Origin of the sequence: Sphingobium olei, assembly GCF_042678845.1 — a bacterium.
GTDB lineage: Bacteria > Pseudomonadota > Alphaproteobacteria > Sphingomonadales > Sphingomonadaceae > Sphingobium > Sphingobium olei.
In genome coordinates this window covers 84,999-102,410 of the sequence record NZ_JBHTLS010000125.1, presented here as the reverse complement: position 1 = coordinate 102,410, position 17,412 = coordinate 84,999, and the positions used below count along the sequence as shown (strand labels likewise).

At 65.4% G+C, this 17,412-nt stretch carries 19 protein-coding genes and 1 tRNA gene; 7 read left to right on the top strand and 13 right to left on the bottom strand.

Translation table 11 applies throughout. The annotated features are described in order from the left end of the window. Window positions 1-91: 91 nt before the first annotated feature. Entirely contained in the window at window positions 92-1,612 is a 1,521-nt protein-coding gene (locus tag ACFQ24_RS11890) for a recombinase family protein (RefSeq protein WP_380911445.1), read from the top strand. Window positions 1,613-1,801: 189 nt separating this feature from the next. On the opposite strand, the gene ACFQ24_RS11885 is transcribed toward ACFQ24_RS11890, so the two are convergent. The 5 genes from ACFQ24_RS11885 to ACFQ24_RS11865 form a co-directional block, all read right to left on the bottom strand. Continuing rightward, a tRNA-Arg gene (locus tag ACFQ24_RS11885) sits at window positions 1,802-1,878 on the bottom strand. A gap of 37 nt (window positions 1,879-1,915) precedes the next feature. Then, the gene (locus ACFQ24_RS11880) at window positions 1,916-2,386 is read right to left on the bottom strand and encodes a DUF1178 family protein (RefSeq protein ID WP_380911438.1); all 471 of its coding nucleotides are present in this window, start codon (window positions 2,384-2,386) and stop codon (window positions 1,916-1,918) included. Beyond that, complete coding sequence (locus ACFQ24_RS11875; RefSeq protein ID WP_380911444.1) at window positions 2,383-3,213, bottom strand: carbon-nitrogen hydrolase family protein; 831 nt, start codon at window positions 3,211-3,213, stop codon at window positions 2,383-2,385. Before ACFQ24_RS11875 ends, ACFQ24_RS11880 begins: the two co-directional genes overlap by 4 nt. A 5-nt stretch (window positions 3,214-3,218) precedes the next feature. Next, window positions 3,219-3,476: a glutaredoxin 3 gene (grxC, locus tag ACFQ24_RS11870; protein WP_380911436.1), complete on the bottom strand. Its 258-nt coding sequence runs from the start codon at window positions 3,474-3,476 to the stop codon at window positions 3,219-3,221. A 46-nt stretch (window positions 3,477-3,522) separates the two neighbouring features. Beyond that, on the bottom strand, window positions 3,523-4,281 hold the full coding sequence (locus ACFQ24_RS11865; protein WP_380911434.1) for a double zinc ribbon domain-containing protein: 759 nt from the start codon (window positions 4,279-4,281) through the stop codon (window positions 3,523-3,525). A 41-nt stretch (window positions 4,282-4,322) separates the two neighbouring features. Here ACFQ24_RS11865 and ACFQ24_RS11860 point away from each other — a divergent pair, with 41 nt between their 5' ends. After that, window positions 4,323-5,174 (top strand): methyltransferase domain-containing protein, encoded by an 852-nt coding sequence (locus ACFQ24_RS11860; protein WP_380911433.1) that lies wholly within the window; start codon window positions 4,323-4,325, stop codon window positions 5,172-5,174. Between the two features lie 42 nt (window positions 5,175-5,216). Here ACFQ24_RS11860 and ACFQ24_RS11855 read toward each other — a convergent pair whose 3' ends face one another. Next, entirely contained in the window at window positions 5,217-5,642 is a 426-nt protein-coding gene (locus ACFQ24_RS11855) for an organic hydroperoxide resistance protein (protein ID WP_380911431.1), read from the bottom strand. A 117-nt stretch (window positions 5,643-5,759) separates the two neighbouring features. On the opposite strand from ACFQ24_RS11855, the gene ACFQ24_RS11850 reads away from it, so the two are divergent. After that, a complete protein-coding gene (locus ACFQ24_RS11850) occupies window positions 5,760-6,188 on the top strand; it encodes a MarR family winged helix-turn-helix transcriptional regulator (protein WP_380911429.1) in 429 nt (142 codons plus the stop codon). A gap of 145 nt (window positions 6,189-6,333) precedes the next feature. Here the strand turns inward: ACFQ24_RS11850 and ACFQ24_RS11845 are convergent, their stop codons facing one another. Further along, window positions 6,334-7,221 carry a metallophosphoesterase family protein gene (locus tag ACFQ24_RS11845; protein WP_380911427.1) on the bottom strand — a complete coding sequence of 296 codons (888 nt, stop codon included), beginning with the start codon at window positions 7,219-7,221 and terminating at the stop codon, window positions 6,334-6,336. Between the two features lie 71 nt (window positions 7,222-7,292). Between ACFQ24_RS11845 and ACFQ24_RS11840 the strand changes: the two genes are divergently transcribed. After that, window positions 7,293-8,189 (top strand): diacylglycerol/lipid kinase family protein, encoded by an 897-nt coding sequence (locus ACFQ24_RS11840; protein ID WP_380911425.1) that lies wholly within the window; start codon window positions 7,293-7,295, stop codon window positions 8,187-8,189. Window positions 8,190-8,252: 63 nt separating this feature from the next. Here the strand turns inward: ACFQ24_RS11840 and rpsI are convergent, their stop codons facing one another. From rpsI to ACFQ24_RS11810, 6 genes are all read right to left on the bottom strand, one after another. Beyond that, window positions 8,253-8,783 (bottom strand): 30S ribosomal protein S9, encoded by a 531-nt coding sequence (gene rpsI / locus ACFQ24_RS11835; RefSeq protein WP_380911423.1) that lies wholly within the window; start codon window positions 8,781-8,783, stop codon window positions 8,253-8,255. Then, window positions 8,783-9,262: a 50S ribosomal protein L13 gene (rplM, locus tag ACFQ24_RS11830; protein ID WP_082733383.1), complete on the bottom strand. Its 480-nt coding sequence runs from the start codon at window positions 9,260-9,262 to the stop codon at window positions 8,783-8,785. Before rplM ends, rpsI begins: the two co-directional genes overlap by 1 nt. A 134-nt stretch (window positions 9,263-9,396) precedes the next feature. Then, window positions 9,397-10,188 carry a hypothetical protein gene (locus ACFQ24_RS11825; protein WP_380911421.1) on the bottom strand — a complete coding sequence of 264 codons (792 nt, stop codon included), beginning with the start codon at window positions 10,186-10,188 and terminating at the stop codon, window positions 9,397-9,399. Further along, window positions 10,185-11,219 (bottom strand): COX15/CtaA family protein, encoded by a 1,035-nt coding sequence (locus tag ACFQ24_RS11820; protein ID WP_380911420.1) that lies wholly within the window; start codon window positions 11,217-11,219, stop codon window positions 10,185-10,187. Before ACFQ24_RS11820 ends, ACFQ24_RS11825 begins: the two co-directional genes overlap by 4 nt. A 72-nt stretch (window positions 11,220-11,291) precedes the next feature. Next, window positions 11,292-11,924 (bottom strand): 2-dehydro-3-deoxy-6-phosphogalactonate aldolase, encoded by a 633-nt coding sequence (locus ACFQ24_RS11815; RefSeq protein WP_380911419.1) that lies wholly within the window; start codon window positions 11,922-11,924, stop codon window positions 11,292-11,294. Then, window positions 11,921-12,823: a 2-dehydro-3-deoxygalactonokinase gene (locus tag ACFQ24_RS11810; RefSeq protein ID WP_380911418.1), complete on the bottom strand. Its 903-nt coding sequence runs from the start codon at window positions 12,821-12,823 to the stop codon at window positions 11,921-11,923. The genes ACFQ24_RS11815 and ACFQ24_RS11810 overlap by 4 nt, the downstream gene beginning before the upstream one ends. A 137-nt stretch (window positions 12,824-12,960) precedes the next feature. Here ACFQ24_RS11810 and ACFQ24_RS11805 point away from each other — a divergent pair, with 137 nt between their 5' ends. The 3 genes from ACFQ24_RS11805 (at window position 12,961) to ACFQ24_RS11795 (ending at window position 17,403) form a co-directional block, all read left to right on the top strand. Then, window positions 12,961-14,763: an IlvD/Edd family dehydratase gene (locus tag ACFQ24_RS11805; protein ID WP_380911416.1), complete on the top strand. Its 1,803-nt coding sequence runs from the start codon at window positions 12,961-12,963 to the stop codon at window positions 14,761-14,763. 142 nt (window positions 14,764-14,905) lie between these two features. Then, window positions 14,906-16,483, top strand: a complete 1,578-nt coding sequence (locus ACFQ24_RS11800) for an aldehyde dehydrogenase (NADP(+)) (RefSeq protein ID WP_380911414.1) — start codon at window positions 14,906-14,908, stop codon at window positions 16,481-16,483. Further along, complete coding sequence (locus ACFQ24_RS11795; RefSeq protein ID WP_380911412.1) at window positions 16,480-17,403, top strand: Gfo/Idh/MocA family protein; 924 nt, start codon at window positions 16,480-16,482, stop codon at window positions 17,401-17,403. Before ACFQ24_RS11800 ends, ACFQ24_RS11795 begins: the two co-directional genes overlap by 4 nt. Window positions 17,404-17,412 lie beyond the last annotated feature (9 nt).

The window sequence follows — 17,412 nt, the reverse complement described above, 5'->3', positions numbered from 1 at the left end:
CTTGACCAACAACGAACAGGAATGACATCTTCACCCAACGATCAGATGATCCACCTGCGCGCGATCAGATCGGAACGCTGCGCGGCATCAGATCGGAATAGATGCGCGCGATCGTCGGAATCCGCACGGTGGTTTCTCAGGTGGGAGCATGGAGCGCCCTGCCCTCGTCCGGCTGCTGGCTGATGTGCAGGCGGGGAAGATCGATATCGTCATTGTTTACAAGGTCGATCGCCTGACCCGCAGCCTCAACGACTTCGCCCGTATCGTCGACGTGTTCGACGCTGCGGGCGTTTCGTTCGTGTCCGTGACCCAGCAGTTCAACACCACCACCAGCATGGGTCGGCTGACCCTTAATGTCCTGCTGAGCTTTGCCCAGTTCGAGCGTGAGGTGATCGCCGAGCGCGTGCGCGACAAGATCGCCCAGTCCAAGGCCAAAGGCATGTGGATGGGTGGGCCCGTGCCGCTGGGCTATGATGTGATCGATCGCAAGCTGGTACCCAATGCCGCTGAGGGAGCGACCGTGGTTCACATCTTCCAGAGCTATCTTGCGCTCCCCTCCGTAATGGCGCTGATGGAGCAGCTGAAGGCAGACGGCGTCGTTACCAAGAAGCAGGTGATGCGGGACGGTTCCATCCGCGGCGGCCTGCCGTTCGTACGGGGGCCGCTCTACCATCTTCTCTCCAACCCCATCTATATCGGGCAGATCCGACATCGCGATCGGATCCATGAGGGGCAGCATACCGCCATCATCGATCGCGATCTATGGGAGGCAGTCCAGGCCAAGCGTCGCAGCGCCATCGGGTCCCGGCGCGACCGGGGTAACGGTGGGCACGCCAGTCTGCTCACCGGCATGATCCGCGATCATGCCGACCGTCCGATGTCGCCCAGCCATGCGGTAAAGAGCGGCCGTCGGTATCGCTACTATGTCTCCAGCACGACAGGTCCTGCGATAGAGCAATCCCCCTGTCTGCGCCTCCCCGCTCCCCAGCTTGAAGAGAGCGTGATCAACGCCATCGCAGGGCACCTTGCCAACGCGCACACCATCGCTGGGTTGGCGCAGGTCGATGCACGGATGATCCAGCAGCGCATCCATGCTGCTGATGCGCTCCGGTCGATACTGTCTGCTGGGCGAAAGAAAGATGTCCGAGAGGCATTGCAGGCCATGAACCTGCTGCTGGAGGTTCGCATTGATGGCATCGCCGCCTCAATCAGTCGAAGGCGGCTTGTTGCAATGCTTGACGGCGTAGCTCCTGATAACATGGACGATGGCGTTCGTATCTCCATCGATATTCCGACCGTTCCGGATCAGCGCGGACATAATCTGAAGCTCGTGCTTGCCTCCGAAGGCGCGGGGCAGCGCAAGGTCGATCGGGACCTTGTTGCCCTGCTCCGCAAGGCGGAAGCTGCTCGCCAGCAGCTCTTCACTCAAGCACATGCAGCGCATGATCGCTCTACTGAACGCATCGCCCGGCTCGCCTTCCTTGCGCCGGACATTGTCACTGCCATTCTGGATGGCCGTCAACCATCGGAACTGACGTGCCGCAAGCTCATGAAGATGGCCGCCATCCCGATGGACTGGAAAGCGCAGCGCGAGGCTCTCGGCTTCGACTGATCCAACAGAAACCCGGTGCCACCTGAAGGGGCCGCCTGAGACGGGCGGCCCTTTTTCCGTTTCTGGACCGCTGAAGCCTGTCTCTGTGGCCACTACTTTGTCAGCTCAACCGACAAATGGCGCGGAACTGCGCCGGTTCTGCGGCCAGGCCAGAGCGGGCCTTAGAATCATCGGCATTGTGAGAATGGGTGGTGCGCCCAACAGGATTCGAACCTGTGGCCTTCGGATTAGGAATCCGACGCTCTATCCTGCTGAGCTATGGGCGCACGCAGGGAAGCGCTCTATTGCGCCGGGGCCGGGCGGTCAATTCTTCGCATGCGGCGGGATGACGGGAAAGAGCAGCGGCGCGACCTCGACGCCCTCGCTGACCAGGGCCTGCGCCTCCGCGGGGGCGACCTCGCCATGGATGCTCGCGCGATCCTGTTCGCCATAATGCATGGCGCGCGCCTGCGAGGCAAAATCGCGCCCGACCCAGGTGGACTCCTCCAGCGCCTTCTTCTGCGCCTGCGCAAGCGCCTCGATCATCGCGCGCATCTTCGCCGGATCCTGCGCCATCGCCACGGGCGCGCCGCCGGAAGCAGCGGTAGTCTCCGGCCGCATATTGCCCTTCGCCGCGACGGCGGGCGCCATGACCGCCTTCCCTACATCGGCGTCGCCGCAGACCGGACAGGCGATCAACCCGCGCGCCTGCTGATCCTCATAGTCGGCGGACGATCCGAACCAGGCCTCGAACACATGGCCGTTGCCAGCGCACTTCAGGTCGAACACGATCACGAAACGGTCACATCCTGCGGTATCGGGCGGCGGTTGGCGAGCGCGGGCACGCGCCCACGCACATCCCCTATGCGCGACAGGTCGATGTCCGCAAGCCCCAGGCCCGCCTCTTCGCCCATGTCGAGCAGAACCTCGCCCCAAGGATCGATGACGACGCTGTGTCCGTAAGTGGTGCGGCCATCCTGATGATGCCCCGTCTGCGCCGTCGCGATGACGAAGCAGCCTGCTTCGATGGCGCGGGCGCGCAGCAGGACATGCCAATGCGCCTGCCCCGTCGGCACCGTGAAGGCGGCGGGGGCCAGCAGGATCGTCGCGCCCGCATTGGTCATTGCGCGATAGAGGTCGGGAAAGCGCATATCGTAGCAGATGGAAAAGCCCATCCGCCCCCATGGCGTATCGGCCACCACCACCTGTTCGCCCGGCCCATAGACGGAGGACTCGCGCCAGCTTTCGCCCGTGGCGAGATCGACGTCAAACAGGTGGATCTTGTCATAACGCGCCCTGATCGTGCCGCTGTCGTCGATCAGGAAGCTCCGGTTGGCCCAGCGCCCGTCCGCGCGCTCCTCCTTGAGCGGCAGCGAACCGATATGCACCCACAGCCCCTCCCGCGCCGCCGCGTCGCGCACTGCCGCCAGCACCACGTCGTCGGCTTCCGACCGGAGCGTCTGCGCGGCGCGCGCCCGGTCCCGGTCCAGGCACCCCGCCATTTCCGGGGTGAACAGAATGTCCGCGCCCTCGCCCTTCGCGCGCTTTGCCATCCCGACGATGGCAGCAGCATTGGCGGCGGGATCGACCCCGCTGGTCATCTGGTACAGGGCGGCGCGCATCTGCGTCACAGGCCCAGCATGGCGTCCAGCCTGCCCTCCCGGTTCAGCGCGGCCAGCGCGTCGCTGCCCCCGACATGCTGCCCGTCGATGAAGATCTGCGGCACGGTTGTCCCGCCGTTGGACCGGCTCAGCATTTCCTCGCGCTTGGGACCGCCCATTGTGATGTCATATTCCTCGAATGCCACGCCCTTGTCCTGCAGCAGCGCCTTCGCCCGCGCGCAATAACCGCACCAGCCTTTCGTATAGATTTCGACATGCGCCATTAAAAAATGCTCCTTTTCCGGCAAATTGGGTGAACGCGCCGCTTTGTCAATCGGGCTCCATCCCTTCTGGCGGCACCCGCGCCCAGCACAGCAGGCGAATCTCCGCAGCCCCATCGCGCTTCAGTACGCGGGCGCAGGCCGCCGCCGTGGCCCCGCTGGTGTGGACGTCGTCGATCAGCAATATGCGCTGCCCCTCGAAACGATGGCCCGGCTCAATCGCAAAGGCGCCCCGCACCGTCCGCGCCCGCTGCTTGGGGTTCATGCCTCGCAACGGCGCCGTCCGCTTCACGCGCCGCAGCGCCATCTTCTCGACTCGCCAGCCAGTGAGCCTACCGAGATGGTCAGCGATCAGTGCAGACTGGTTGAAGCCCCGCTGCCAAAGCCGCCATCGGTGCAACGGCACCGGCACGATCAGCGCCGGCTCGCTTCCGGCATGGCGCAACATCTGCCGCGCGATCAGCCGAGCAAGACCGATCCGCCGCCCATATTTCAGGCGCAGCGCCACCGTGCGCGCGACATCCCCATAGGCCAGCACCGCGCGGGCGCTGTCCCAGGGCGGCGGATCGGCAAGGCATGCGCCGCATTCTGCGCCTTCGCCCATATCATGATCGAACGGCGCGCCGCATCGCGCGCAACAGGGCTCGCCCAGAAATTCCATCCCGGTCCAGCAGGGAAGGCAAAAGGCGAAATCCTCCTGCACGATCGCGCCGCAGCCCGGGCAGCGCGGCGGCAGCGCATAATCAAGCGCGGGGCGAAAGGCAGCCCTGAGAAAGGAAAGCTTGAGAAGCGGGGCAACAGCCATCATCTGCCTTGTCCCCGCTTCCCCACCCATGCACAAGGCCCGCCATGGAATCCCGCCCCGATATTTTCGACCGATCCCGCCGCGCGCGTCAGCGTGACCGGATGGTGCCGGGCTTTGCGGATCATGATTTCCTCTATCGCGCGATGCTGGACGAATTGCTCGATCGGCTGCGCGACGTGCAGCGCGACCTGCCCGAGGCGCTGGTCATCGGCTGTCCCGACGATAGCGCGAAGGCGGCGCTGGAGGCCATGGGCAAGCGGGTGGCCTGCGTCGATGCCGGGTTCCTGGCGGCACAGGCGGCGCGGGGCGTGCAGGCGGATGAGGACGCACTGCCCTTCGCCGACGACAGCTTCAACCTTATCCTTGCCTGCGGCACGCTGGACAGCGTCAACGACCTGCCGGGCGCGCTGATCCTGATGCGGCGTATCCTGCGCCCGGATGGGCTGTTGCTGGCGGCGTTCAGCGGCGCGGGTAGCCTGCCCCGGCTCAAGAGCGCCCTGCTGGCGGCCGAAGACGACCGGCCGGCGCAGCATGTCCATCCACAGGTCGATGTCCGCTCGGCAGGCGATCTGCTCAGCCGCGCCGGCTTCGCCATGCCGGTGGCGGACGGAGAGACGTTGACGATACGCTATGGCGATATCGTGCGCCTGATGCACGACCTGCGCGGCATGGGTGCGGGCAACATACTAACTACAGGTGCGCCCGCGCTCACCCGAGACATTCTCATGCGCGCGGCGGCGCATTTCGCGCAGGCGGCCGATGCGGACGGCCGCACCGGCGAACAGATGGCGATCCTTTATCTGTCGGGCTGGAAGCCCGATCCTAGCCAGGCAAAGCCCGCCCGTCGTGGCAGTGCGACCGTATCGCTGGCCGACGCGCTCAAGGGGAAGGGCTGACGCCCCTCCCCCTCATATGCCTTCATGATGGAAGGCTCGCCGTCACGCGATGCTCAGGCCAACGTCCACATTGTTACGGGTCGCGTTGGAATAGGGGCAGATCTGGTGCGCCGCTTCCACCAGCTTTTCGGCGTCGGCGCGATCCAGGCCCGGCAGGCTGATCGAAAGGTCCGCCGTGATGCCGAAGCCGCCTTCCGACCTGGGGCCGATGCCGACCGTTGCGGTGACGCTGGTTTCGGCGGGCACGCGGATCTTCAACTGGCCGCCGGCGACCTTCAGCGCACCGATGAAACAGGCCGAATAGCCGGCAGCGAACAGCTGCTCGGGGTTGGTGCCTTCGCCGCCCGCGCCGCCCAGTTCCTTCGGCGTCGACAGCTTGGCAGTGAAGCGGCCGTCTTCGGTACGGGATTCTCCATCACGGCCGCCAGTGGAGGTGGCGCGGGTGGTGTAAATGACGTTCACGGTCATGGTCGATTTCCTTTCTTGGGTAACTGTTATCGCGATATATAACTCCGTTTTGGCCTTGTCCAGAGATTATTTATCCCGATATATAATTTTGCGAGAAACACCGACTAGGAGCATATCGTGGCCGCCGCCCTCCCCTTGGAAGACCAGCTCTGCTATTCCCTCTATGCGGCCAGCATGGCCATCACCCGCGCCTATAAGCCGACGCTGGACATGCTGGGCATCACTTATCCGCAATATCTGGTTCTCCATACGCTGTGGGAGGAGGACGGAAGGACGATCGGGGCGATCGCCGAGCGGCTGGCGCTGGAATCGAGCACGGTGACGCCATTGGTGAAGCGGCTGGAGGGAGCAGGCCATGTGGAGCGCCGCCGCAATCCGGCGGACGAGCGCCAGGTCAATGTCTTCCTGACCGATCAGGGCGCGGCAATGCGCGAACGGTGCGGCTGTCTGGGCGAAGCCCTGATGGAACGGGTGGGACTGCCCATGGACCAGCTGCTGCGGCTGAAGAAGGATGCCGATATGCTGCGCCACAATCTGGGCGACTGACTCTGTCCTACGAGCGTTCCGACCCGCCATATTGGAGGGGTTGATATTGGCAACCGGCTTCGCGGCCAGCTTTACGCAAATTTCCTACCGGCGACATTCCATGTCTCTTTTTACGGGAAATATGCGAAGTTAAGCCGAAGAAATCCTATAGGGCACTGCGGCGCAAGCGGCCCGGCTCTACGTCGCCCGGCACCGCTTCCGCCACCACCTCCCGCGCGGTCCATGCCTCGTCCTCGCGGCGATATTCGACATGGCTCGCCCTGCGGAACGCCGCGCCGTCCCAGACGATGACCTGCAGTTCCATCTCGTTGTTGCGGCGGACATGCAGCCAGTTGAAGCTCTGCGGTTCGTCGTTGCGCAACCGCGTGGAGGTCGCGGTGCCTGCCTGGATCACCAGCGCCCCGCCGCTATGCTCCGCCATCTTCTGCGCCGCCTCGGCATAGGTACGGTGGAAATGGCCCGCCAGCGTCAGATGGACTCCCGCCTCGCACACCGCCTTGACCGCATCGTCATGCCGCCCCACCGCCTCGCTCAACTCGGTGCCCTTACCGATCGGCATGGCGAAGAGCGGATGGTGGGTGACGAGGATGCGGGTCTTGTCGGGCGGCACGGCGGCGAACTTCTCACGCAGCAAATCCATTTGCGCATGGTTGATCCGTCCGTCCTTGATCGTCAGCGATCGCGCGGTGTTAAGACCCAAGATCGCGACCTCCCGATCCTCATACCAGGGGCAGAGCACATTGCTGATGTAGCGCTTGTAGCGGTCGAGCGGCGCGGCAAAGCGGCGCACCACGTCGTACAGAGGGATGTCGTGATTGCCCGGCACGACCAGCGTCTTCAGCCCCGCCGCCTGCAACCGGTTGAGCCAGGCCGACGCCGCCTTGAATTGCTCTACCCGCGCCCGCTGCGTGAAATCGCCGCTGATGATCGTCAGGTCCGGGCGACGCTCCTCAAGCCAGGCGGTGGCGGCATCGACGATCTTCTGATCGTTCGCGCCGAAGTGGATGTCGGAAAGATGGGCGATGCGGGCCATGGCAGGCTAACGAATATAGGCCGCTCCTGTTTCCTGCGGACCCAAATGCGTCGCCGGGAATTGGTTGCAGCATGGAAACGAAGCCGCTCCCCAAAGAAGCCATCCTCGTGGTCAACGCGCACAGCCGCAAAGGCCAGAATCTGTTCGCGCAGGCCCGGCAGAAGCTGGAGGCGGCGGGCATCCGCCTGATCGCCGCGCATGGCGTGGAGGAGCCGGAACAGCTCGCGCTTACGGTGCGGCAAGCGGTGGAGAACGGAGCGCCCATGGTGATTGTGGGTGGCGGCGACGGTTCGATGTCCGGCACGGTGGACGAACTGGTGGGCCGGGAATGCGTCTTCGGCGTGCTGCCGCTCGGCACGGCCAACAGCTTCGCCCGGACATTGGGCCTGCCGCTCGACCTCGACGGCGCGGTGCAGGCGATCGCCACCGGGCGCAGGCGTCGCGTCGACCTCGGCATGATAGACCGGGATTATTTCGTGAATGCCGCGTCGATGGGCCTGTCGCCGATGATCGGCCAAACCGTCCCGCACAAACTCAAGCGCTATCTCGGCCGCATCGGCTATCTGATCTGGGCGGTCAAATGTTCGGTCGGCTTCCGCCCTTTCCGCCTGACCATCGACGATGGCGTCAAGGAGCACCGCCTCTGGTCGACGGAGGTGCGCATCCTCAATGGTCCTTATCATGGCGGCGTGGAACTGTCCGACAACGCCGATGTCGATACCGGAGAGATCGTGATCCAGGCCGTTGTCGGCCGTTCGAAACCCCACCTTGCCTGGGACTGGTATGCCAAATTCGTCAAGCTGCGGGACCGCGACGCGCTGACGCAGGAATTCCACGGCGCGTCCTTCCGCATCGACACGCGACCGCGGCAGCGCATCTCGATCGACGGGGAGGTGCTGGCCAGGACGCCGGCAACGGTGAAGATCGCCCCCGGCGCGATCGACGTCGCCGTGCCGCGCGAAAGCTGAGGCCGACCGGACATGAAAAAAGGGGCCGGAAAACCGGCCCCTTTCCTATCCTTGCAGACGCGATTAGCGCTTCGAGAACTGGAAGCTGCGGCGGGCCTTCGCCTTGCCGTACTTCTTGCGCTCGACGACGCGGGGATCGCGGGTCAGGAAGCCTTCGGCCTTGACCGCGCTGCGCAGCGCCGGCTCATATTTGCTGAGCGCCTGCGCGATGCCATGCTTGACCGCGCCGGCCTGGCCCGAAAGGCCGCCGCCCTTGACGGTGCAGACGACGTCATACTGGCCGACACGATCGGTCACGCCGAACGGCTGGTTGATGACAAGGCGCAGGGTCGGACGGGCGAAGTAGATTTCCTGATCGCGGCCGTTGACCGTGATCTTGCCGGTGCCGGGCTTCACCCACACGCGGGCCACGGCGTCCTTGCGCCGGCCGGTGGCATAGGCGCGGCCGAGGCCGTCGATTTCCTGCGCGCGCAGCGGAGCGGAGGGCTGGACCGGAGCGGCAGGCGCCTCGCCGCCTTCGACTGCGGCCGGAGCGGCAGGGGCATTGGCGGTCAGCGACGCGAGGTCGGACAGGGACTGACGGTTATCGGACATTATGCACCCACCTTGTTCTTGCGGTTGCGCGACGCGAAGTCGAGCACTTCGGGGTTCTGGGCTTCATGAGCATGCTCGGCACCGGCGAAGATGCGCAGGTTGCGCATCTGCTGGCGGCCCAGCGGGCCACGGGGGATCATGCGCTCCACGGCCTTTTCCAGGACGCGCTCGGGGAAACGGCCTTCCAGGATCTTGGCGGGCGTGGTTTCCTTGATGCCGCCGGCATAGCCGGTGTGCTTGTAGTAAACCTTGTCGGTCAGCTTACGGCCGGTGAACTTCACCTTCGCCGCGTTGATGATGATGACATTGTCACCACAATCGACATGGGGGGTGAAGCTCGGCTTGTGCTTGCCGCGCAGGATATTCGCCACGGTCGAAGCGAGGCGGCCGACGACGAGACCTTCCGCGTCGATCAGGATCCACTTCTTTTCGACCGTCGCCGGCGTCGCCGGCTTGGTGGTCTTCATCAGCGCCTTCATGGTGCTTATGCTCCGAATGAAAAAAGGAACCGGGCGCCGTCGCCGACACCCGGAAGTGCGCCGCTAATGACGATTGCGGGTGGCGAAGTCAAGAGATTCGGCGGCTTTGCTGACGGGTAAAATAATACCGCGGCCTATTTGGCCAGCATAAGGCTCCTGCTTTCCGTCATCGACAGCGCACCCATGGTAAGGCTGCGCTCCTGATCTTCGACCATGCCAGTCTGGCGAGACAGGCCATAACGAACCGCCACCTGAACGCCTTCTCCCGCCAGCTTCTCCTCTAGGTCAAGCCTGGCCGCCGCCTGCGCTATGATCTTCAGCGTTCCTTCCACCTGGACCGGCTTGCCAAGCGGAGAGCCGGCCATGGTGCGAAGCCCTCGACCCGGACCGTCGGCGACATCGCTGCCGGAAAAGAGGAACAAGGGCTGCAATTCCCCGGCCAGCAACGCCAGCTTGCCCTCGGCCGAAAGCCCGGCGAACAGCGCTTGCACGCGCGCAGCGGCCTTGTACCGGCTGCTGTCGGGCGGAAAGGCGGCCATCATCGCGGCCAGCCCCTTCTGTACGCTGCTCCAGACGGCGTCCATGTCGTCCAGCGCCACGATGCGACCAGCGCCGTCCAGCCGGAAGTGCATTTCGACGCCCAACAGCGGTCCGAGCGCGGCCCTGTAGGGCTCGGCTCCGGAAGCGGGCGCGTCCGTGTCGATCGACTGCAAGGTGGCGAAGAGCGTATATCCGCTGCCCGCCCGCTCGAACCGCAACAGGCGCACCGCGCGGAAGAAGCTGGATAGCCCGGCGACGGGACGCTGCTGGTCGATCCGGTAGGTCAGCGCTGTCCCCGTCGGCGGCGCGAAGGGAATGGCGACGGTTTCGGCCGCCGCAGGTTGAACGATCGCAGTCACCGCCACCAGGAACGACGCGGTCCTCACCGCCTGTCTGCGCCGACCGCGTGCGCCCCCCAGGCGGCAGCAGCGACCACCAGAGCGCCAACCGCCTGATGCAGCACGGCCAGCGGCAGCGCGATGCCGCTGATGACGGTTGCGATGCCCAGCACGATCTGCGTGCCCACCGCCGCATGGATGGCGACGGCCGCGGGGCGACGGCCCGCCTGCTTCGCCCGAGCCGCCAGCACGAACAAGGCCGCAGCCGCGATCCAGGCCCACCAGCGATGGAGGAAATGGACGAGATAGGGATCGCTGGAGATGGTCGCCCAGAGCGATCCCATCCAACTGATCCCTTCCGGCACCAGATGATCGTTCATCAGCGGCCATGTGCTGGAAACATAGCCCGCGTCGAGCCCCGCCGTGAACGCGCCCAGCATCAGCTGCACGGCAAGAAGCAGTAGCACCACGAGCGCGAAGGGACGCAACGTCGCCGGGCGGGACCGTGGCTCGCGCGCCAACGCCTGCAGATCGAGCGCCGTCCAGATGAGGCCGCCCATGATGAAGAGCGCCGTGAGCAGATGCACCGCCAAACGATAGTGGCTGACATCGGTACGAACGGACAGGCCTGACTTCACCATCCACCATCCGATCGCGCCCTGAAGCCCGCCCAGTGCCAGCAACGCCATCAGGCGCAGCCCATAGCCGCGCGGAATGGCCCGCTTAAACGCAAACCAGGCAAGCGGCAGGACGAAGGCAAGGCCGATCAGCCGCCCAAGCAGCCGGTGCAGCCATTCCCAGAAGAAGATGAACTGGAAATCAGACAGGCTCATCCCCCGGTTGATCTGCCGATATTCCGGGATCTGCTGGTAGAGGCGAAAGGCCTCCATCCACTGGTCGTGGGTCAGCGGCGGAATGGCTCCGGCGATCGGCTTCCATTGCGTGATCGACAAGCCGGATTCGGTCAGGCGGGTAATGCCTCCCACCACCACCATGCAAAAGACCAGGCAGGCGACCATGAGGAGCCAGCGGGCCAATGCCGCGGGCCGAGCGGTGCCGTCAGAGCGATGTACAGTCATGGCCGGTGCATGCGCCCAGGCGCTGGGCTTTTCAAGCGGCGTAATGTCTCACCCGGGACCAGCCTGTCCGCGTCACCCGCGCGCTCTTTGCCAAGCCGTCACCAGCGTGCGGCCACGCTCGGCGACGATGGCAGCTCCATCACCAGGGCGATAGAGCGCACCGCCCACGCCCACCCCCTCGCAGCCGGCCGCAAGCCATTCTCCGATCGTATCGGCATCGGTGCCGCCAACGGCCCACACGCCCACGTCGCGCGGCAGCACGTCCTTCACCGCCTTCACATAGGCCGGCCCCAACCGTCCGGCGGGAAACAGCTTGATCCGCCTGGCCCCGGCATCGATCGCCGTGAAGGCTTCGCTCGGCGTCATGAAACCGGGTAGCAGTTCCAATCCCAGTTCCGCGCCCCTGGCGATCACTTGCGGATTGGTGTTCGGGGTCACCATGATGCGGCCGCCTGCCCGATGCAGATCCTCCACGGCCGCGACGCTCAGCACCGTCCCCCCGCCGATCAACGCATCGGACCCGAACGCATCCTGCATGGCGGCGATGCTACGTAGCGGCTCCGGCGAGTTGAACGGCACCTCCAGGATACGGATACCCGCGTCGATCAACGCCGCTCCGGTGGCGACAGCTTCATCGGGCCGCACGCCGCGCAGGATGGCGCATATGGGAGGCGCGCCGTCGGCCAGCAGTTCATCGACCGTCATACCACCCGTCCTTCCGCCATCATGAGTCCCGCAAGCACGCATGCCTCCCCGTCCATCGTCCGGCTTTGCAGCCCCTGCCGGGCAAGTCCCTGCGCATAGCGCGCGCTGAGCTGTGGGTCGCCTATCAGGACTATGTCCTGCCCATCCCCCAGGCTCGCCCGCACTTCGCCGATCTCGCAGCCGATCAGCAGGCCGGACAGGTAACCCATGGTCCAACTGACCGAACGGCCGGAACGCAAGCGCATCGTCCGCGCCGCGAAAAGCGACGTCAGCAACTGGCCTCCGCCGGCCTGTTCCAGCCCTTCGGCAAAGCCCGCAGCCTCCTCCGACGAGTCTGCGACACCGCCTTCGCCTCCCAAGGTGGACCGGCCTTTCAACAGTGCGAATAGTTCGCCGGTGGGGACGGTGCGGAATGCGATGACCCGCCCCTCTTCAATCAAAGCCCATTTATTGTGCGTACCCGGCAACACGATCAGATGCCGCCCTTGAGTCAGGGCGGGATTGAGCTCGCATGCACCGAAAATCTGCGTCTCCTCTCCTCGCATCACGTCCGGCATGTCGTCGTCATGTCGACACGCCAGCCCGGCAAGGATCGCAACAGGAGTCGTTTTCCAGTCGAAGCGGCGCGCTACCCCGCGCCAAGCCTGCGCATCGGCAGGGCATCCGGCATAGGGCGCTTCCATCCATCCGTCGCGCGCGCCCGCCATGCCGCACAGCGTGACCGACTGCGGCAAGCCGTCCACCAGCCAATTGCCGATGGTCGCGGCGAACGCTGCCTCCGCGCCATCGCCGATACCGCCGATCCCCGGCCCGTAGGCATGCGCGACGACCGCTTCGCCCTCCAACCTGAACAGCCGAAGGCGGGTCGTGCCCCAGTCACCAACTATGCGATAGGTCAACGGGCCGCCCTCATGACCGGAAACGCGACAGCGATCACAACAATCCTCTTCGCCTGCTTGAAATAGAATATGTATGAGTATATCAGCATCGCAAGCGCGTCAATGCGCGCCGCCTCTCCCTTGCGTCAGGATGCCCTATGAGCGATTCGTCCAATTCCACCCCGAAGCTGCGCAGCCGCGCCTGGTTCGATAATCCCGAAAATATCGACATGACCGCGCTCTATCTGGAGCGCTATCTGAACTTCGGCCTCAGCCTGGACGAATTGCGCAGCGGCAAGCCCATCATCGGCATCGCCCAGACCGGCAGCGACCTGTCGCCCTGCAACCGCCACCATCTGGTGCTGGCCGAACGGATGCGCGACGGCATCCGCGAAATGGGCGGCATTGCGCTCGAATTTCCGGTGCATCCGATCCAGGAAACCGGGAAGCGCCCCACCGCTGGCCTTGATCGCAACCTCGCCTATCTCGGCCTTGTCGAAGCGATGTACGGTTATCCGCTCGACGGCGTGATCCTGACCACCGGCTGCGACAAGACCACGCCGGCACTGCTGATGGCCGCCGCCACCGTCAACATCCCCGCCATCGCCCTGTCGGTCGGCCCCATGCTGAACGGCTGGTTCAAAGGTGAGCGCACCGGCTCCGGCACCATCGTCTGGCATGCGCGCCAGTTGCTCGCCGCCGGCAAGATCGACGATGAAGGTTTCATCAAGCTCGTCGCCTCCTCCGCGCCCTCGACCGGCTATTGCAACACCATGGGCACGGCCAGCACCATGAACAGCCTCGCCGAAGCGCTCGGCATGATGCTGCCCGGCTCCGCCGCCATCCCCGCGCCGTACCGCGACCGGCAGGAAGCGGCTTACCTGACCGGCAAGCGCATCGTGGAAATGGTCCATGAGGATTTGAAGCCTTCCGACATCATGACGGTGGACGCCTTCCACAACGCCATCGCGGTCAACAGCGCCATCGGCGGATCGACCAACGCCCCGATCCACCTGACCGCCATCGCCCGCCACATGGGCGTCGACGTGCCGCTCAAGGACTGGGAGACTGTGGGTCACAAGATTCCGCTGCTCGTCAACCTGCAGCCGGCGGGCGAATATCTGGCGGAGGACTATTACCGCGCCGGCGGCGTGCCGGCGGTGGTCGGCCAGCTGATCGAGCAGGGCCTGATCCGTGAAGGCGCGATGACCGTCAACGGCAAGACCATGGGCGAAAATTGCCGCGGCGTCGAAATCGAGGACGAGAAGGTCATCCGCCCGTTCGTCCAGCCGCTGAAGGAGGAAGCCGGCTTCCTGGTTCTGTCGGGCAACCTGTTCGATGCGGCGGTAATGAAGACCAGCGTCATCAGCGAGGAATTCCGCGACCGTTATCTGTCAAACCCCAACGATCCGGACGCGTTCGAAGGCCCCGCGATCGTGTTCGACGGACCGGAGGATTATCATCACCGCATCGACGATCCGGCGACCGGCATCACGCCCGACACGCTGCTCTTCATGCGCGGCGCTGGCCCTGTCGGCTATCCCGGCGCGGCCGAGGTCGTGAACATGCGTCCGCCCGCCTATCTCATCACCGAAGGCGTCCACGCCCTCCCCTGCATCGGCGACGGCCGGCAGTCGGGCACGTCGGGCAGCCCCTCCATCCTCAATGCGTCGCCAGAAGCGGCAGCGATGGGCGGCCTTGCGCTGCTGAAGGATGGCGATCGGGTGCGCATGGACCTGAAGGCCGGAACGGTGAACGTCATGATTTCCGACGAGGAACTGGCAGCACGCCGGGCCGCGCTGGTCGCGGAGGGCGGGTTCAAATATCCCGCTTCCCAGACCCCGTGGCAGGAAATCCAGCGCTCGGTCGTGGGCCAGCTCAACACCGGCGCGATCCTGGAAGGCGCGGAGAAATATCAACGCATAGCGCAGACCAAGGGCCTACCCCGCGACAATCATTGATAGCGTTCCCATTTTAGCATTGAAAGCGACGGGGCAACGGACCATCTGACGATCGCCCCGTCCTTCCACCCTTTCAAATCCCGTCGGCCGCCCAGCGCCCGTCGGCACATGACAAGCCCTCTGTCCCCCCAAGGAGATAGCCATGTTCAACGGAGCCATGCTGATCGGCGCGAGCGAGCGCACCGGCGGCGAACCATTTTACGCCATCAATCCGGCCACCGGAGAGAAGGGCACCGTCGCCTTCTCGAGCGCCATGGAGGCCGAAGTCAATGAAGCCGCAGCGCTGGCCGAAGCCGCGTTCGAGAGCTTCTCGACCCTGTCGCCCGACGCGCGCGCGACGTTCATGGAAACCGTCGCCGACAACATCATGGGCATCGGCGACCTGCTGATCGAAACGGCGATGGCGGAAACCGGCCTCCCCCGCGCCCGCCTGGAAGGCGAGCGGGGCCGCACCGTCGGTCAGCTGCGCCTGTTCGCCTCCTACGTGCGACTGGGCGACTGGCTCGACGCGACCATCGATCATGCGATGCCCGATCGGGCGCCCCTGCCGCGCGCAGACCTGCGCCGCGTCAACCATTCGGTCGGGCCGGTCGCCGTGTTCGGCGCATCCAACTTCCCGCTGGCCTTCTCGGTGGCGGGCGGCGATACCGCCGCCGCCTTCGCTGCCGGTTCGCCGGTGATCGTGAAGGGTCATGGCGCGCACCCCGGGACGGGCGAACTGGTCGCCCGCGCCATCCAGGCGGCGGTGAAGAGCAAGGGCCTGCATGAAGGTGTCTTCTCCTACCTGCCGGGCGCGAACCGCGCGCTGGGCGGCGCGCTGGTCGCCGACCCGCGCGTCAAGGCGGTCGGCTTCACCGGGTCGCGCGGCGGCGGCACGGCGCTGATGAAGATCGCCGCATCGCGCCCCGAGCCGATCCCCGTCTATGCCGAAATGTCGTCCATCAACCCTGTCGTCCTGCTGCCGGGTGCGCTGGCCGATCGCGCCGAGGCGCTGGGCACCGCTTTCGTCGGGTCACTGACGATGGGTTCGGGCCAGTTCTGCACCAACCCGGGCCTCGTCATCGCGCTGGACAGCCCGGATCTCGACACGTTCGTCGCCGCAGCGGCGCAGGCGCTTTCGGGCGCGGCGCCGCAGGTCATGCTGACGCCGGGCATCCACGAAGCCTATGAGAAGGGCGTCGCGGCTCTGGTAGGCGCGGACGGCGTCACCACCGTGGCGCGCGGAACGGAGCCGGAAGGCGTCAACCGCGGCCAGGCCGCCTTCTTCGCGACCGACAGCGCGACCTTCCAGTCGAACCCGGTGCTGGCGGAGGAAGTGTTCGGGTCTTCGTCCGTCCTGATCCGCTGTTCCAGCATCGAAGAAGTGATCGCGACCATCGCGGGCCTGGAGGGCCAGCTGACGGCCACACTCCAACTCGGCACCGGTGATGAGGAGAATGCCGCCAAGCTGCTGCCCACCCTGTCGCGCAAGGTCGGGCGCATCCTGACCAACGGCTGGCCGACCGGGGTCGAGGTGACGCACGCCATGGTGCATGGCGGACCCTTCCCCTCCACCGCCGATGGCCGCTCGACCTCGGTCGGCACGCTGGCGATGATGCGCTTCCTGCGCCCCGTCTGCTATCAGGACGTGCCCGACGCGTTGCTGCCTCCGGCGCTGCAGGAATCCAATCCGTGGGGTCTGACGCGCCGGATCGAAGGCAAGCTGAGCATCGCGGCATGACGATCCGGGCAGGTCTCCTCGGCCTCGGCAAGATCGCGCGCGACCAACACCTGCCCGCGATCGAAAAGACTGCCGGCATCGAACTGGTCGCCGTCGCCAGCCGCAACGCGCAGGGCGAAGGGGTGAACAACTATCCCGACCTCGACGCGATGCTCGCTGGCGAAGGCGATCTCGACGCGGTGATCCTCTGCCAGCCGCCGCAGGTGCGCTATGCGGCGGCCCGGCAGGCGTTGCTCGCGGGCAAGCATGTCTTCCTGGAAAAGCCGCCCGGCGCGACCGTGTCGGAAGTGGATGCACTGGTGACGCTGGCAAAGGCGCAGGGCGTCACGCTCTACGCCAGCTGGCACAGCCGTTATGCGGCAGCCGTCGCTCAGGCAAAGGCCTGGATTGCTGAGCGCGCGGTTCGTAGCATCGACATCCAGTGGCGCGAGGATGTGCGCCACTGGCACCCCGGCCAGCCCTGGATCTGGGAACCGGGCGGTTTCGGCGTGTTCGATCCGGGCATCAACGCCCTGTCGATCCTGACCGAGATCGTGCCAGAACCCGTGACCCTGCTCTCCGCCGAGCTGGACGTGCCGGAAAACAAGCAGGCGCCGATCGGCGCTGCGCTTCGCATGGCGACCGCTTCCGGCGCGGCCATTGACGCCGTGTTCGACTGGCGGCAGACCGGACCGCAGACTTGGGACATCGCGGTGGAGACGGAACAGGGCAGCCTGCTCCTGTCGGAAGGCGGCAATATGCTGCGCCTGGACGGCGAAGTGCAGATGAAGGCACCGGACGAGGAATATCCCGCCATGTACCGCCGTTTCGTTGATCTGGTGGCCGGCGGGGCGATCGATGTCGACCTGGCGCCGCTGCGTCTGGTGGCGGACGCCTTTCTTTGCGGCCGCCATTGTCCTACCGCTACATTCGAGGACTGATCCGGAGGG